The organism is Pseudomonas sp. P5_152 (assembly GCF_033989915.1).
In the GTDB taxonomy this organism is placed as follows: domain Bacteria; phylum Pseudomonadota; class Gammaproteobacteria; order Pseudomonadales; family Pseudomonadaceae; genus Aquipseudomonas.
The window spans coordinates 1,579,032-1,595,460 of record NZ_JASFAH010000002.1 but is presented as its reverse complement, the minus strand read 5'-3'; the positions used below and the strand labels follow the sequence as shown (position 1 = coordinate 1,595,460).

Annotated in this window: 15 protein-coding genes; 9 read left to right on the top strand and 6 right to left on the bottom strand. The window is 61.2% G+C overall.

The features are described from left to right. The first annotated feature begins 40 nt into the window (after positions 1-40). The 4 genes from QMK50_RS07070 to QMK50_RS07055 all read left to right on the top strand — a co-directional run bounded on the left by QMK50_RS07070 (position 41) and on the right by QMK50_RS07055 (position 2,447). Positions 41-445, top strand: coding sequence for a MarR family winged helix-turn-helix transcriptional regulator (locus QMK50_RS07070; protein WP_095170327.1), 405 nt, complete (start codon positions 41-43; stop codon positions 443-445). A 61-nt stretch (positions 446-506) separates the two neighbouring features. After that, entirely contained in the window at positions 507-1,706 is a 1,200-nt protein-coding gene (locus QMK50_RS07065) for an MFS transporter (RefSeq protein ID WP_162530236.1), read from the top strand. Beyond that, on the top strand, positions 1,703-1,825 hold the full coding sequence (locus QMK50_RS07060; RefSeq protein ID WP_256585528.1) for a hypothetical protein: 123 nt from the start codon (positions 1,703-1,705) through the stop codon (positions 1,823-1,825). Before QMK50_RS07065 ends, QMK50_RS07060 begins: the two co-directional genes overlap by 4 nt. A gap of 70 nt (positions 1,826-1,895) precedes the next feature. After that, complete coding sequence (locus QMK50_RS07055; protein WP_320332836.1) at positions 1,896-2,447, top strand: glutathione peroxidase; 552 nt, start codon at positions 1,896-1,898, stop codon at positions 2,445-2,447. An 87-nt stretch (positions 2,448-2,534) separates the two neighbouring features. Here QMK50_RS07055 and QMK50_RS07050 read toward each other — a convergent pair whose 3' ends face one another. From QMK50_RS07050 to QMK50_RS07040, 3 genes are all read right to left on the bottom strand, one after another. Continuing rightward, entirely contained in the window at positions 2,535-3,806 is a 1,272-nt protein-coding gene (locus QMK50_RS07050) for an OmpP1/FadL family transporter (protein WP_320332835.1), read from the bottom strand. A 144-nt stretch (positions 3,807-3,950) separates the two neighbouring features. After that, complete coding sequence (locus QMK50_RS07045; RefSeq protein WP_095170323.1) at positions 3,951-4,433, bottom strand: hypothetical protein; 483 nt, start codon at positions 4,431-4,433, stop codon at positions 3,951-3,953. 278 nt (positions 4,434-4,711) lie between these two features. Next, positions 4,712-4,936 (bottom strand): hypothetical protein, encoded by a 225-nt coding sequence (locus tag QMK50_RS07040; RefSeq protein ID WP_007898912.1) that lies wholly within the window; start codon positions 4,934-4,936, stop codon positions 4,712-4,714. An 870-nt stretch (positions 4,937-5,806) separates the two neighbouring features. Between QMK50_RS07040 and QMK50_RS07035 the strand changes: the two genes are divergently transcribed. Then, the gene (locus QMK50_RS07035) at positions 5,807-6,130 is read left to right on the top strand and encodes a hypothetical protein (protein ID WP_095170322.1); all 324 of its coding nucleotides are present in this window, start codon (positions 5,807-5,809) and stop codon (positions 6,128-6,130) included. A 175-nt stretch (positions 6,131-6,305) separates the two neighbouring features. Then, positions 6,306-7,670, top strand: a complete 1,365-nt coding sequence (gene rmuC / locus QMK50_RS07030; RefSeq protein WP_320334500.1) for a DNA recombination protein RmuC — start codon at positions 6,306-6,308, stop codon at positions 7,668-7,670. 78 nt (positions 7,671-7,748) lie between these two features. On the opposite strand, the gene QMK50_RS07025 is transcribed toward rmuC, so the two are convergent. Continuing rightward, on the bottom strand, positions 7,749-11,219 hold the full coding sequence (locus tag QMK50_RS07025; protein WP_095170320.1) for a PAS domain-containing hybrid sensor histidine kinase/response regulator: 3,471 nt from the start codon (positions 11,217-11,219) through the stop codon (positions 7,749-7,751). A 198-nt stretch (positions 11,220-11,417) separates the two neighbouring features. Here QMK50_RS07025 and QMK50_RS07020 point away from each other — a divergent pair, with 198 nt between their 5' ends. The 3 genes from QMK50_RS07020 to QMK50_RS07010 all read left to right on the top strand — a co-directional run bounded on the left by QMK50_RS07020 (position 11,418) and on the right by QMK50_RS07010 (position 14,934). After that, complete coding sequence (locus QMK50_RS07020) at positions 11,418-11,729, top strand: cupin domain-containing protein (protein WP_095170319.1); 312 nt, start codon at positions 11,418-11,420, stop codon at positions 11,727-11,729. Between the two features lie 106 nt (positions 11,730-11,835). Further along, positions 11,836-12,987 (top strand): TDT family transporter, encoded by a 1,152-nt coding sequence (locus QMK50_RS07015; RefSeq protein WP_320332834.1) that lies wholly within the window; start codon positions 11,836-11,838, stop codon positions 12,985-12,987. A gap of 72 nt (positions 12,988-13,059) precedes the next feature. Further along, entirely contained in the window at positions 13,060-14,934 is a 1,875-nt protein-coding gene (locus QMK50_RS07010; RefSeq protein WP_320332833.1) for an MFS transporter, read from the top strand. 54 nt (positions 14,935-14,988) lie between these two features. On the opposite strand, the gene sugE is transcribed toward QMK50_RS07010, so the two are convergent. Further along, a complete protein-coding gene (gene sugE / locus QMK50_RS07005; protein ID WP_027620002.1) occupies positions 14,989-15,306 on the bottom strand; it encodes a quaternary ammonium compound efflux SMR transporter SugE in 318 nt (105 codons plus the stop codon). Positions 15,307-15,424: 118 nt separating this feature from the next. After that, positions 15,425-16,390 carry a bile acid:sodium symporter family protein gene (locus tag QMK50_RS07000; protein ID WP_320332832.1) on the bottom strand — a complete coding sequence of 322 codons (966 nt, stop codon included), beginning with the start codon at positions 16,388-16,390 and terminating at the stop codon, positions 15,425-15,427. Between the last annotated feature and the right edge of the window lie 39 nt (positions 16,391-16,429).

Sequence of the window (16,429 nt, the reverse complement as noted above, 5' to 3'; positions counted from 1 at the left end):
AAAGCTTGCATAAAGTTAAACGCGGGTATATACACGCACCATGCTAGCCTCTCAGTGTTTATGCACCAACCTGCGTCGCGCCGCCCGTGGCGTCAGCAGGCATTACGACGGCGCCCTCGACGGCTTCGGGATCAACGTTGCCCAGTATTCTTTGCTGTGCAATCTGCAGCGCCTGGATCAGCCGAGTATTTCCACCCTGGCCGAGGCCATGGGGCTGGATCGCAGTACTCTGGGGCGTAACCTGCGGGTGTTGGAGGGTGAGGGGCTGGTGCGGATGGTCGAGGGTGAAGACCAGCGCAACCGCATCGTGCAATTGACCGAGGCCGGGCGTGAGCGCCTGGCGGCGGCCTTGCCGGCCTGGGAGGCGGCGCAACAACGTTTGATCGATCGGTTGGGCGCCGAGAAGCGCGCAACATTGCTGGCCTTGCTGGACGAACTCGCATGAAGCGGGTTTTTTCGAGTTTAAGCGGGTATATACCCGCGATTGGAGAATAACAATGACATCGATGTGGCGTACCAGCGGTTGGATTTTACTTGGGAGTGCGCTGATTCTGGCGTTGTCCCTCGGCGTGCGGCATGGCTTCGGCCTGTTCCTGCCGCCGATGAGTGAGCAGTTCGGCTGGGGGCGCGAAGTGTTCGCCTTCGCCATCGCCTTGCAGAATCTGATCTGGGGCCTGGCGCAGCCCTTTACCGGCGCGCTGGCCGATCGCTTCGGCGCGGCGAAAGTGGTGCTGGTGGGAGGTGTCTTGTATGCGGTGGGCCTGGTGTTCATGGGGCTGTCCGACTCGCCCCTGTCACTGTCGTTGAGCGCCGGCCTGTTGATTGGTATCGGCCTGTCCGGGACGTCGTTTTCGGTGATTCTCGGCGTGGTTGGGCGGGCCTTGCCGGCGGAGAAACGCAGCATGGGCATGGGGGTCGCCAGTGCTGCCGGCTCCTTCGGCCAGTTTGCTATGTTGCCCGGCACCCTGGGCCTGATCGGCTGGCTCGGCTGGTCCAGCGCGCTGCTGGTGCTGGGCGTGCTGGTGGCGCTGATTGTGCCGCTGGTGAGCATGCTCAAGGACAAGCCGCTGCCGGTGCTGGGCCATGAGCAGACGCTGAAGGAGGCCCTGCGCGAGGCCTGTTCGCACTCCGGCTTCTGGCTGCTGGCGTTCGGCTTTTTTGTCTGTGGTTTCCAGGTGGTGTTCATCGGTGTGCACTTGCCGGCCTACCTGGTGGATCAGCATCTTCCGGCCACCGTCGGCACCACGGTGCTGGCCTTGATTGGCCTGTTCAATATCTTCGGCACCTACACCGCCGGTTGGCTCGGCGGGCGCATGTCCAAGCCGCGCCTGCTGACCGGCCTGTACCTGCTGCGCGCGGTGGTGATCGGGCTGTTTCTGTGGATGCCGGTCACCCAGACCAGCGCCTACCTGTTCGGCATGGCCATGGGCTTCCTCTGGCTGTCGACGGTGCCTTTGACCAACGGTACGGTGGCGACCCTGTTCGGTGTGCGAAATCTCTCTATGCTGGGAGGTATCGTCTTCCTCTTTCACCAATTGGGCTCGTTCCTCGGTGGCTGGTTGGGCGGGGTGGTGTATGACCGAACAGGAAACTACGACTTGATCTGGCAAGTGGCGATTCTCCTCAGCCTGTTGGCGGCTGCCTTGAACTGGCCTGTGCGTGAGCGTCCGGTGGCGCGCCTGCAAGCCCAGGCGAGCGCGGCATGAGGTGGATCGCCTTGAGGCTGGTGGCGACGGCGGTTGTCGCGCTGCTGCTGGCGCTGGCCTGGTGGGGCTGGCATCAGGGCGGCCTGGCCATGATGCAGCTGGGACTGGGAGCTTGCTAAATAGCCACTTGCCATCATTCGTGCAGGGCGAGTAACGTCGCCCTCTGACGATTTCTCGAGGACACCCGATATGCTGATGCGCTGGCTAGCTGTTCCCGCCCTGCTGTTGCTGGTCGCAGGTCCGACGTTGGCCGCTGAGTGCCCGGCACTGCTGTCGGGCTCACTGCCCAAGCTGCATGCCAAGGAATCCATTGAGCTGTGCAAGCGTTTTGCCGGCAAACCGCTGGTGGTGGTCAATACCGCCAGTTTCTGTGGTTTCGCTCCGCAGTTCAAAGGCCTTGAGGCGTTGTACCAGCGCTACAAGGAGCAGGGGCTGGAAGTGCTTGGCGTGCCGTCCAATGATTTCAAGCAGGAGTCCGGGGATGGCGCGGAGACGGCCAAGGTCTGCTACGTCAACTATGGCGTGACCTTCACCATGACCGAGCCGCAGAAAGTTCGCGGTGCCAGCGCCATCCATCTGTTCAAGGTGCTTGCCGAGCAAAGCAGTTCGCCGAAGTGGAATTTCTACAAGTACGTGGTGGACCGCCAGGGCAAGGTGATTGCCAACTTCTCCAGCCTGACCAAACCCGAAAGCCCGGAATTCATCGCGGCGGTGGAGCAGGCCCTGGCCTCGAAACCCTGAATGCCAGCCATTAAAAAGCCCCGCCTCTGAACCAGAGAGCGGGGCTTTTTGCTGTTCAGCAAGCGCGCCATTCAGGCGCGCCGTGAATCAGAAGCGGTAGGTCGCGCCCACACCAAAGCCGTTTGCCCAGTTTTCATACTTGGCGTTGTAGCTCTGGCCACGATCGTTCTGATTGTTGACCTTGACGGCTTCTTCCTTGAGGTAGGAGTAGGCCATGTCGATGGTCAGGTCTTCAGTTGGGCTCCAGCCGGCGCCCAGGCTGAAGATGGTACGGTCGCCAGTCGGGATGCGTGGGGAGCGATCGACGTTGTTGGTCGGGGCCTGGTCAAACGACAGGCCGGTACGCAGTACCCACTGTTTGTTCAGCTTGTACGAAGCACCGACGGCGTGCGCCCAGGTGTCATGCCAGTTCTGCTCTTCGGTGATTTCACCGAACTGCGAGCCCAGCACGCCAGGTACACCCTTGTTCTCTACGGTGATTTCTTTCAGGCGGCTCCAGCGGGTCCAGGTGCTGCCTGCGTACAGGGTCCACTGGTCGTCCAGAGCGTGGGTCACCGAGAAGTCCGCGGACTCAGGGGTGGTCAGGTCCAGGGACGCGTCGTACTTCTGGTCCTTGCTCTGGCCAGCCAGCGGCAGCAGGCCGTAGTTGACCTTGGTGTTGCCTTCGAGCTTGTACTTCACTTTCGAGTGGTAGGTCAGGCCGACGCGGGTGCTGTCGGTCAACTGGGCCAGGATCCCGATGTTGTAGCCCAGGGCGGTATCGTCGCCCTTGATGCGCACGTGGCCATCGGGAGCAGCCTGGGTAATCGACAGGTCGGATTCCAGCTTGCCTTCGATACGGTTGATGGTCGGACCAAAACCGATGGAGACCTTGTCATTGAATGCGTAGGAAACAGTTGGCTGCAGGGTCACGACTTTAACGTCGCTCTTGCTGCCGAAGTATTTGCCGGCAAAACCGTTCTCGTAGTCGGTGACCAGGCCAAATGGCGCGTACATGCCAACGCCGACGGCCCATTGGTCATCGATCGGCTTGACGTAGTAGCCCATGGGAACGGCAATGAACGGAACCATGTCGCCCTGATTGGTGCCATTGTTAGGGCTGGAACTGGCATTGCTGATGTCAGTGTGGGCATCGAGCATGGCGACCCCGCCAGTGACTTGTTCGCGCTTGAGGCGCGCCATGCCGGCAGGGTTACCGAAAACTGTGCTTGCATCATCGGCGACAGAAGAACGCCCGGCGAAACCAGTACCCATCCCACTGATGCTTTGTTCGTTGATGGCAAAGCCAGCTGCGAAGATCTGGGTGGATGCCAAGGTAACGGCGAGGCTAAGGGTGGTTTTGAGCATGACTTTTTTCATTATTAGAACTCCGGGTGATCACCGGGGCGAAAATTACCAACATTTTCGACTCAGCGCTATAGCCGGTAATGCGTGAGATAGAGCGTTTTGTAGGACAATCCGACCATAATCGCGGGATTTTCCCCGATCTTGCAAATTGCCCGGTCAGCAGGCGACCTGATTCATCGGTGAAACACAGTCGCGCCATGCACAAGTGAAGTCGCGCAGGCGTCCTTGGGGTTGGAAGGTCTGGCGCCAGATTCGGGCCATTCCCAACAGGTCGTCGGGTTCGGGCAGCGGGGTGTTTTGCTCTTCGATCAGCAGCCAGGCAATGGCCGTGGCATAACGCAGATTGACCGTCAGTTCCAGGTGCGGGCCACTGAGAAAGGCATGCTGGCTGGCGAGGCCGCGCACCAGGCTGGCACGTTCCGGATCCAGGGCCAGGTAGTCATCCCACAGGGCCTGGTGGCGAAGCTCGGCAATCCGGTACAGGCCGTGGCCACGGCGGTCATGCAGGGCGGAGCCGAGGGCTGACTGGCTGGCGGCAACACCCAGCAGCAGGGATTCGGCAGTCGTGCTATGTCGTCCCAGGTAAATCAGGGTAGGACGGATCACAAAACGGCACAGTTCGCTGGCAGCGATACCCATAAGGCCCTCGAAACGTTAAGTGAGCGGCGATACCTGAATGGGGGGGCTTGGCAGCGGTAGGTCGACTCAGGCTCGCCGGAAGCGGATCATGCCGCTTGAGTTGAAGTGTAGTGTCATATTCTTGCTGTAAAGGACTGTTTTTAAAATATTTCCAGCTCGCAGTTATAACCGTTATATCGGTTGGTGCTTAAGCCAGGGTGGGGCGATGGGAAATATCAGGCAATAAAAAGCCCCGCATTTTCAGCGGGGCTCTTGTGGTGTTCAGCCTTTCTCGCGTCTCAGGCAACCAGTGCCTGGCGAGTACGCTCGATCACGGCCTGCAGCGGCTCGGCGCTGGAGTACTGGTCGGGATACAGGCGTTCGCTGTGACGAGCGATCCCGTGTTCGTTGACCAGCGTGAAGCTGAAGCAGCCTTTGCGAGCGGCCATGATCAGGCAGTTCATTGGGGCAAAAGCGTTGGTTAGGGTGCGAATGGCATCCTGAGTATGGATTTGAGTCGACATAATTATTGGTGTTCCTGCAAATGACACGGAATCTGATCCGTGCAGCGTTAAAACGTTCCAGTAACGTCGATCACCATTGATCGAACGAAGAACCCGACTGGAACAAAGCAGCCAGTTGAAGCGCTATTAAATGTGCGCGCTTGGGCCGGCAGGTAGGTACTTAGGAGGGCAGGCAACACATCAAGGGCAAAGGTTCTGGGCCCGGGGTGAAGATCCTGATCAATTTGCAGGTTGGTTCGGTCAGAGTAAGTGAGCTTCGCAACACCCTTTGCATTCGATTCAAAGGCTGTGTTGTCGCAAGCGTTACCTGGAAACCATCGAGGTGGTCGATCCCGTGATGTCGGTAGAAGCTTCTCTTTAGGGAAGGTATACCGCGGGAGGTGTTCGACCAGAATTGACTTTCAGCTTGGTACTAACGCTGCGGATACTAACGGATTGAAATGCTTAAGGGAAGTGTGTTAGGCAAAAAACATTTGCTTACGTTTGCTGGGTTGTTACCTCTGCTTGGCAAAACGCACGCAAAAAGTGCGGTGATATAACCAGTGCACAGGTACTTGTGCACAATAGCCGGGCAGGGTGTCACCCCGCCGACATTTCCCCACTGGGTACAGTGGGTGCCTGTAGTGAAAATTTAAGTCAATGAAAAACATCGCTTTTTTTTATTGGTGAAAAAATCGTCAGTTTGAGCGGGAGCCCCATTCCACAGGGCTTCTGGCGAGTTCGGGGCGGGTTGTCCACTGAGTTATCCACAGCTTCTGTGGATTGTCCCGAGCGCTTGCTCTAGGACGGGCGTGCTGGGTTTTTTTCGGCTTTACCCGTACGAAAAAAGGAGTAAAGTGGCGCGCCTTCCGATCTGTCCCACAGTGCTTTATGAAGTTTCGCTCAGTATCAACGTCTGTTACCTCCCCACCCTCAGGTGTTACCGCCCCCAAGCGCATGTCAATGCGAGTGGCCGAGTGGCTGCTTGACAGTCCCCGCCTGGGCGATAACCCCAACGTCAAACATTTTGCCGGGCGTTTGCTCAAGGCACCTGCCCGTGAAGGGGTGGTGGCCGCGCAAAGTCGCCTGGGTCAATTGATGTGCCGCGAATGTGGCAATGCCCGCGACCGCCGCATTGGCCAGGACCTGCTGCGCCAGGCTGCACGTGCCGGTGACCGGCGGGCCCTGCGCGAGCTCGGGCAGATCGAAGACTGAGCTGTCCAAGCCTGGGCGGCTTGGTTAACCTTCGGGCTTTAATTCTTCGGCAGGAGTCGTCATGGCTATGGACTTGACCAGTGTGTTGCTCGGTCTGGCGGGCGCTGGGTTGCCGTTGTTGTTTCTGGCGTGGCAACTGCAGCGGCGCTTGAGCCTGGCACAGGCCGACCGGGCGCTGCTGGAAGAGCGCCTGGGTACCGCCCAGTTGGCCCAGGACGGCCTGAGCGCGCAACTGGACGCCTGCCGCGATGAAATCAGCGACCTGGGACAAGCCAACGCCAGCAAGCAAGCCGAACTGGCGGCTGTGCGCCGGGAAGTCGAACTGCTGCAGATAGAGCGCGACAACGCCCGTGACGCGGCCCATGCCTGGAACCTCGAGCGCAACAGCAAAGAGACCGAGCTGCGGCGCCTGGACGCCCAGGCCGCTTCGCTGAAGGCCGAATTGCGTGAGCAACAGGACAGCCATCAGCAACGCCTCCACGACCTGCAAGGTTCGCGCGATGAGCTGCGCGCGCAGTTCGCCGAGTTGGCGGGGAAGATCTTCGATGAGCGCGAGCAGCGCTTTGCCGAGACCAGCCAGCAGCGCCTGGGCCAGTTGCTCGACCCGCTGAAGGAGCGCATTCAATCCTTCGAAAAACGCGTCGAGGAAAGTTATCAGGCCGAGGCGCGCGAACGTTTCTCCCTGGGCAAGGAACTGGAGCGCCTGCAACAACTGAACCTGCGCCTGAGTGACGAGGCCACCAATCTCACCCGAGCCCTCAAGGGCCAGAAAACCCAGGGCAACTGGGGCGAGTTGATTCTGGAGCGGGTGCTGGAGCATGCGGGCCTGGAGAAGGGTCGCGAGTACCAGACCCAGGTCAATCTCAAGGGCCCGGATGGCGAGCGTTTCCAGCCGGACGTGTTGATCTACCTGCCGGGCGACAGGCAAGTGGTGGTCGACTCCAAGGTCAGCCTCACGGCCTATCAACAGTACGTGGCTGCCGAGGATGCGGCGCTGGGCCAGGCGGCTCTCAAGCAGCATGTGCAATCCTTGCGCAACCACGTCAAAGGCTTGTCCGACAAGGATTACAAACGCCTGGAAGGCCTGCACAGCCTCGACTTCGTGTTGTTGTTCGTGCCCATCGAAGCAGCGTTTTCGGCAGCGCTGCAGGCCGAGCCGAACCTGTTTCAGGAGGCCTTCGATCGGCATATCGTGATCGTCAGCCCGACCACCTTGCTGGCGACCCTGCGGGTGATCGACAGCCTGTGGAAGCAGGAGCGCCAGAGCCAGAACGCCCGGGAAATCGCCGAGCGTGCGGGCTGGCTGTACGACAAGTTCGTATTGTTCATCCAGGACCTGGACGAAGTCGGCAATCGCCTGCAGCAGTTGGATAAAGCCTACAGCGCAGCCCGCAACAAGCTGACCGAGGGCCGTGGCAACCTGGTCAGCCGCAGCGAGCAGCTCAAGCTGCTCGGCGCACGGGCCAGCAAGAGCCTGCCAGCGGACTTGCTGGAGCGGGCGATGACCGATGTTGATGGCTTGGCTGAATTGCCCGAGTAACGCTAGTCGTCCCCGGCGCTGTCGGTCGCAGCCTCGCGTTGCTCGACAGCTGCTACGGGTTCGTCGCCCGGGTGATGGTCAAAGCGGCAAATGCCGACTCAACAAGGCTCGCAAGGCCGCCGGTTTCACTGGTTTGGCCAGGTAATCCAGCCCCGCGGCATGCACTTGGGCGACCATCTCGGGGCGGCCGTCGGCGCTGATCACCACGCCTGGCACCGGCTCACCCAGGCGGGTGCGCAGCCAGGCCATCAATTGAGTCCCGGTTTCGCCGTCATCGAGGTGGTAGTCCACCAGTGCCAGTTGCGGGCGCATGCCGTCGTTGAGCAGGTTCGCGCATTCCTCGCGGTTACGCGCGGTGTACACCTGGCAGCCCCAGCGCGTGAGCAGGCTATTCATGCCGATCAGGATGCTGTCTTCGTTATCCACGCACAGCACCTGCGCGCCCGTGGGCAGGCGGCCGTTGAGCTCGGCGACTTTGCCGGGCGCGCTGGCCTGGGCGCGGGCCAGCGGCACGCTGACGCTGAACACGCTGCCTTTGCCCGGCCATGAGCGTACTTGCAGTTGATGGCCGAGTACCCGGCACAAGCCGTCGGCAATCGCCAGGCCCAGGCCCAGGCCTTTCTCGGCGCGGGTCTGGTGGCTGTCCAGGCGCTTGAACTCTTCGAAGATCACCTGGCGCTTGTCTTCCGGGATCCCCGGGCCACGGTCCCAGACTTCCAGGCACAGTTGGTCGCCCTTGCGGCGCACCCCCAGCAGCACCGGGCCCTTGGCGTAGCGGAAGGCATTGGTGAGGAAATTTTGCAGCACCCGGCGCAGCAGTTTGCTGTCGCTGTCGACCCGCAGGCGGCTGCCGCGCAAGCGGAATTTCAAGCCTTGCTCGCGGGCCAGGGCCTTGAATTCAGCGCCCAGGGTGTCGAACAGTTCGTTGAGCACGAAGGGTTGGCGATCCGGGTTGATCTTGCCGTTTTCCAGGCGCGAGATGTCCAGCAGATCGCTGATCAGGTCTTCGGCCGAGCGCAGCGAACTGTCCAGGTGATGCACCAGTTGCTGGGTTTCCGGGCTCAGGTCTTCGTCGCGGTGGGACAGGGCGGCGGAGAACAGGCGCGCGGCATTCAAAGGCTGCATCAAGTCATGGCTTACCGCCGCGAGGAAACGGGTCTTCGACTGGTTGGCTGACTCGGCTGTGCCCTTGGCTTCGGTCAGGGCGACGTTCAGTTGCGACAGTTCGTGGGTCCGCTCGGTGACGCGGCGCTCCAGGCCTTCGTTGGCCTCGGTCAGCGCCTGTTCGGCTTCGCGGAATGCGGTGATGTCGGTGAAACTCATGACAAAACCACCGCCCGGCATCGGGTTGCCGATCAACTCGATCACCCGGCCGTTGGGGAACAGTCGCTCGGAGGTGTGGGCGCGACCCTGGCGCATCCAGTGCAGGCGGCGGGCCACGTGCACTTCCGCTTCGCCGGGGCCACACAGGCCGCGCTCGGCATTGTGGCGAATGATGTCGGCAATCGGCCGGCCGACGCTGATCAAGCCGTCGGGATAGTTGAACAGTTCCAGGTAGCGGCGGTTCCAGGCCACCAGCTTGAGCGACTGGTCGACCACGCTGATGCCCTGGGTGATGTTTTCGATCGCGCCTTGCAGCAGTGCGCGGTTGAACTGCAGCACTTCCGAGGCTTCGTCGGCGATGCGGACCACGTCTTCGAGCTGCATTTCCCGGCCTTCAATCGCGGCTTTCACCACGGCGCGGGTCGATGAAGCCCCCAGGACACCGGCGAGCAACCGCTCGGTGTGGGCGATCCATTCACCGTCGGCATTCTGGTTCGGGTTGAAGCCTTTGCCCTGGCGATAGGCGAAGCGGATGAAGCTCTGCCGCGCCCGCTCTTCGCCGACGAAGCGGGCCGCCAGTTGCAGCAGGTCGTCGATCTGCACCGCGAGCAGCGAGCGACCACTGGGCCGCGCGCTGATCTCCTGGCCGATGAAGCGCCCGGCTTGCCAGTGTTCCGAGACCCGGGTGCGGGACAGCACCGAGACCCAGGCAAACAGGGTGAAGTTACCCGCCAGTGACAGCACCACACCCTGGGTCAGCGGGGTGATCGGCAGGTTCAGCGGGTTGCTGTGCAGCCAGCCGAGACCGGGGAAGGTGCTCAGCGACCAGCCCATGCTGTGGGCGGCAATCGGCAGGATCAGCGTGTAGAACCACAGGAAGGTGCCCGCGGCGAGGCCGGCGAATACGCCGCGGCGGTTGGCCTGTTTCCAGTACAGCGCGCCAAGCATCGCGGGGGCCAGTTGGGTGACCGCGGCAAAGGCGATCTGGCCGATGGTGGCCAGGCTGGCGGTCGAGCCGAGCAGGCGATAGGCGACATAGGCCAGCAGCAGAATCACCACGATGCTCACGCGGCGGACCGAGAGCATCCAGTGGCGGAACACTTCGAACGGGCGCTCGGCGTTTTTGCGCCGCAGCAGCCACGGCAGCAGCATGTCGTTGGAAACCATGGTCGACAGCGCGACACTGGCGACGATCACCATGCCGGTGGCGGCCGAGGCACCGCCGATGAATGCCAGCAGCGCCAGGGCCGGATGAGCCTGGGCCAATGGCAGGCTGATGACGAAAGAGTCTGGCAGCACGGAGCTGGGCAGCAGCATTTGCCCGGCCAGGGCAATCGGCACCACGAACAGCGCGGCCAGCGCCAGGTAGGCGGGGAATACCCATTTCGCCAGGCGCAGGTCCTGGGGTTCGATGTTCTCCACCACCGTGACGTGAAACTGCCGGGGCAGGCAGATGATCGCCATCATCGCCACACCGGTCTGCACCACCATCGACGGCCAGTTGATGGTTTCCTTCCAGTATTGCTCCAGGCGGGGGGCGAGCATGGCCTGGTCGAACAGGTCATCGAAACCGTCGTACAGGCCGTAGGTGACAAATGCGCCGACGGCAAGAAAAGCGAACAGCTTGACCAGCGACTCAAAGGCAATCGCCAGGACCATGCCCCGGTGGTGCTCGGTGGCATCCAGGTTGCGGGTGCCAAAGACGATGGTGAACAGCGCCAGGATCAACGACACGATCAGCGCCGTGTCCTGGGCGCGGGTGCCCATGGCGTCGGCACCGGCGCCGATCAGCAGGTTGACTCCCAGGACGATACCTTTGAGCTGCAAGGCAATGTAAGGCAACACGCCGACCAGGCAGATCAGCGCCACCACCACCGCCAGCGACTGGGATTTGCCGTAGCGGGCGGCGATGAAGTCGGCAATCGAGGTGATGTTCTCCTGCTTGCTGATCATCACCATCTTTTGCAGGACCCAAGGCGCGAACACCAGCAACAGGATCGGCCCCAGGTAAATCGGCAGGAACGACCAGAGCTGTTCGGCGGCCTGGCCCACCGCACCAAAGAAGGTCCAGCTGGTGCAATAGACGGCCAGCGACAGGCTGTACACCCAGGCGCGCATGCGCGGCGGCAGCGGCGTGCTGCGGCGGTCGCCATAAAAGGCGATGGCGAACATGATGGCCATATAGGCCAGGGCGACGGCGGCGATCAGCCCGCTGGACAACGACATGGAAACTCCTGGCAAAAGACCCCCGGGACTGCAGTCCGGTCGAACAGTCTCGCACGATGTTCAGGCGGCGTCAGTGTCGACCAAGGTCTCAGCGTGGCGGGGTGTCGCAGGGCGATCTTGAGCGAGCCGAGCCTGAGCGGGGCATTTGCGTTAGCCTTGGCCATCAATCAGTACTGACCCCAAGGATTGCCCCCACCCATGAAGATCATCCGCAGCAAAGCGTTTACCGGCGAGCGTGCCTGGGCGGCGCTGGATATCGCCAACATGAATGGCATCACCACCCGCCTGCACTGGACGGATCAGCCATACAAATGGCACGTCAACGATGGCCAGGAAGTGTTTGTAGTGCTCGATGGACAGGTGCAGATGCGCTACCGCGAGAACGGTGTCGAGCAAGCCGTCGTGCTGGAGGTCGGGGACATTTTCTACGCCGCGGTGGGGACCGAGCACGTGGCGCATCCACAAGGCCCGGCGCGGGTGCTGGTGATCGAATCCGAGGGCAGTGTGTAGAGCGCATATCTGCAAAATAGATAACAGTTAGAGATATTACCCGTTATATAGATATTCGATCTGCTTCTATCATGGGCTCTACCTCATCAGGGGACAGGAGCTCAGCATGCAATGCGCCAATAGCAGCAAAATTCTCAACCGGCCCTTGAGCCAGTTACAGCACCCGCGCGAAGTGATTCGCCAGTTCACGCCCAACTGGTTCGCCGCCACCATGGGCACCGGGGTGCTGGCATTGGCCTTGGCCCAGTTGCCGCTGGCGATCCCCGGGCTGCGGGTGTTCGCCGAAGGCCTGTGGCTGTTCAACATTGGTCTGTTTCTGTTGTTCAGCGTGCTGTATGCCGCGCGCTGGGTGTTGTTCTTCGATGAGGCGCGGAGGATTTTCGCCCACTCCACGGTGTCGATGTTTTTCGGCACCATTCCCATGGGCCTGGCCACCATCATTAATGGTTTCCTGGTGTTTGGCGTGCCGCGGTGGGGGCAGGATGTGGTCCAGGTGGCCGAGGTCCTGTGGTGGCTGGACGTCGCCATGTCGCTGGCCTGCGGCGTGCTGATCCCGTACATGATGTTCACGCGGCAGGAGCACAGCATCGACCAGATGACCGCGGTGTGGTTGTTGCCGGTGGTGGCGGCGGAAGTGGCTGCAGCCAGCGGGGGCCTGCTGGCCCCGCACCTGGCGGACGCCCATGGGCAACTGGTGATGCTCTGCACCAGCTACGTGCTGTGGGCGTTCTCGTTGCCAGTGGCGTTCAGCATCCTGACCATCCTGTTGTTGCGTATGGCCTTGCACAAGTTGCCCCACGAGAACATGGCGGCGTCGAGTTGGCTGGCGCTGGGGCCGATTGGCACCGGAGCGCTGGGCATGTTGCTGCTGGGCGGTGACGGACCGGCGATCTTCGCGGCTAATGGCCTGCCGGGAGTCGGTGAAGTGGCGGCGGGGCTGGGGCTGATCGGCGGCATCACCCTGTGGGGTTTTGGCCTGTGGTGGATGCTGATGGCGGTGCTGATTACCCTGCGCTACTTGCGCGACGGCATTCCCTTCAACCTCGGTTGGTGGGGCTTTACCTTCCCCCTGGGCGTTTATTCGCTGGCCACCTTGAAGCTGGCCAGCACCCTGGGCCTGGCCTTCTTCAGCCTGTTCGGTTCGGTGCTGGTGGTGCTGCTGGCGAGCCTGTGGCTGATCGTCGCCAAACGTACGGTGCAGGGAGCATGGCGCGGTGAGTTGTTTGTCTCGCCGTGCATCGCCGGATTGAAGAAATAGTCTTAAGGTTGTGGCCTGGATCGCTGAGCGACATTCCAATAAGAGCATCCAAGCCACTCAGGGACATGGAAGATGAGTCAACCTTCGCAGTTCACCTTGCTTCGCAAGCGGCGCTTCCTACCGTTTTTTCTTACGCAATCGCTCGGGGCGTTCAACGACAACATCTTCAAGCAGTCGTTGATCCTCGCCATTCTGTACAAGCTGGCCATTGAGGGCGACCGCTCGATCTGGGTCAACCTGTGCGCGTTGCTGTTTATCCTGCCGTTCTTTCTGTTTTCGGCGCTGGCCGGACAGTTCGGGGAAAAGTTCGCCAAGGACGCGTTGATCCGTCTGATCAAGCTGGGGGAAATCGCCATTATGGCGGTAGGCGCGGTCGGCTTCATGTTCAATCACCTATGGCTGATGCTGCTGGCGTTGTTTGCCATGGGCACTCACTCGGCGTTGTTCGGTCCGGTGAAGTATTCGATTTTGCCCCAGGCGCTGCGCGAAGAAGAATTGGTCGGCGGTAATGGTCTGGTGGAAATGGGCACCTTCCTGGCGATCCTCGCCGGGACCATCGGTGCCGGGATCATGATGTCCTCCAGTCACTACGCGCCCATTGTCTCCACGGCGATCATCGCCATCGCAGTGCTCGGTTACCTGGCCAGTCGTGGCATTCCCCGCGCAGCCGCCTCCACGCCTGGGCTGCGGCTGAACTGGAATATCGTCAGTGAGTCCTGGGCCACCTTGCGCCTGGGCCTGGGGCAGACACCAGCGGTGTCGCGCTCGATTGTCGGCAACTCATGGTTCTGGTTCGTCGGAGCGATTTACCTGACGCAGATCCCGGCATACGCCAAGGAGTGGATGCACGGCGACGAAACCGTGGTGACCCTGATCCTCACGGTGTTTTCGGTGGGGATTGCCCTGGGCTCGATGCTCTGCGAGAAACTCTCCGGGCGTAAAGTCGAGATCGGCCTGGTGCCCTTTGGCTCCTTCGGCCTGACGGTGTTTGGCCTGCTGCTGTGGTGGCACTCGGGCGGTATCCCGGACAGCGTCGAAGGCCATGGCTGGCTCGAAGTGCTCGGCTTTGGCCATACCTGGCTGGTGCTCCTGGACATCCTCGGGCTGGGGGTGTTTGGTGGTTTCTACATCGTGCCGCTGTATGCATTGATCCAGTCGCGCACCGCCGAACACGAGCGGGCGCGGGTGATAGCTGCCAACAACATCCTCAATGCGCTGTTCATGGTGGTGTCGGCGATTGTCACCATTGTCTTGCTGAGCCTGGCCAAGTTGACGATTCCCCAGTTGTTCCTGGTGGTGTCGCTGCTCAATATCGGGGTCAACACCTACATCTTCCGCATTGTCCCCGAGTTCAGCATGCGCTTCATGATCTGGCTGCTCAGCCATTCCATGTACCGCGTCCAGCACCGGAACCTGGAGCTGATTCCCGATGAGGGTGCGGCGCTTTTGGTGTGCAATCACGTATCGTTTGTCGACGCTTTGCTGATTGGCGGCGCGGTGCGTCGGCCGATTCGCTTCGTGATGTACTACAAGATCTACAACCTGCCGGTATTGAACTTCATCTTCCGCACTGCCGGGACGATTCCCATCGCCGGGCGCCAGGAAGACATCCAGATCTACGAAAGGGCCTTCAGCCGCATCGCCCAGTATCTGAAGGACGGCGAACTGGTGTGCATCTTCCCGGAAGGCAAGCTGACCGCTGACGGTGAGATCGATGAGTTCAAGGGCGGGCTGACGCGGATTCTCGAACAGACTCCGGTGCCGGTGATTCCCTTGGCCCTGCAAGGGTTGTGGGGCAGCTTTTTCAGCCGCGACCCAAACAAGGGTTTTTTCCATCGGCTATGGTCGCGGGTGACCCTGGTGGCAGGCCCGCCGGTAGCCGCCGAGGCGGCAGCGCCGGCGCAGTTGCAGGCACGGGTCAGCGAGTTGCGGGGGACGGTGCGCTAGGAAGTGCACAGATAAAAAACGCCCGCGTAATGCGGGCGTTTTTTATTCAGTTGATCAGGCCGCGCTGATTTTCAGCCCGACCAGTCCGGCAATGATCAGCGCAACGCTGGCCAGGCGGAACAGCGCCATGGATTCACCAAACAGGATGATCCCGGCGATGACTGTGCCCACTGCGCCTACACCCGTCCAGATCGCGTAGGCGGTGCCCAGCGGCAACTCCTTCATCGCCAGCCCGAGCAAGCCGAGACTGATGGCCATGGCGACGATTGTCAGGGCGGTGGGCAGGGGGCGGCTGAAGCCGTCGGTGTATTTCAGGCCAACGGCCCAGCCGACTTCAAACAGACCGGCGAAAAACAGAATGATCCAGGACATGCAAACCTCCATCGATTGACGGGGCCGTCCCCAGATTAATGACTCGATCGAGCCGCGAGGTCGTCCTCGCGTTGCGCAGTATAGTGCCCATCATTAGTCCGGGGATCAAGCTCCCACGTCAGTCAGCCGCTTGTTGTGCCGCCAGTTCCCGGTCCTGTTTCTCACTCATGCGTCGGAAGTAGGTCGAGAGCAGGGCGCCGGAAATATTGTGCCAGACGCTGAACAGGGCGCTGGGCACCGCCGCCAGCGGCGAGAAGTGCGCGCTGGCCAGTGCCGCCCCGAGCCCCGAGTTCTGCATGCCGACTTCCAGGGCGAGGGATTTGCGTTGTGCCAGGGGCAGGTTGAACACTCGTCCGGTGAAGTAGCCCAGGAGGAAGCCGAAGCTGTTGTGCAGCATCACCACCGCCATGATCAACAGGCCGGACTCGGCGATTTTGGCTTGGCTGGCGGCAACCACCGCGGCCACGATGATCACGATACTCACCACCGAGACCAGCGGCAGTACTTCGACCGCGTGGCGCACCCGGTTGCCCAGCAGGCGCTGCGCGACCACACCCAGCACGATAGGCAGCAGTACCACCTGCAGGATCGACCAGAACAGCTCCATAAAGGAAACCGGCAGCCAGGCCGAAGCCAGCAGCCAGATCAAGGCTGGCGTCAGCAATGGGGCGAGCAGGGTGGTGACTGCGGCAATCGCCACGGACAGCGCCAGGTCGCCGCGTGCCAGCCAGGTCATCACGTTCGACGAAGTGCCACTTGGGCAGCAACCCACCAGAATCACCCCGACGGCAATTTCCGGGGGCAGGTGGAACACCTGGCACAGCACCCATGCCACGCCGGGCATGATCACAAAGTGCGCGACCACACCCAACGCCACGCGCCACGGATGACGTGCGACTTCGGCGAAGTCTTCGAGTTTGAGGGTCAGGCCCATGCCGAACATCACCAGCCCCAGCAGCGGCACGATGAAGCTTTTCAGGTCGATGAACCAAGACGGTTGCAGGAATGCCACGACCGCAAAAATCAGTACCCAGTAAGCAAAGGTGTTGCCGACAAAACGACTCAGTGCTGCCAATGCGCGCATGACCTGTTCCTTATTATTAGTTACACCATACAAACACTT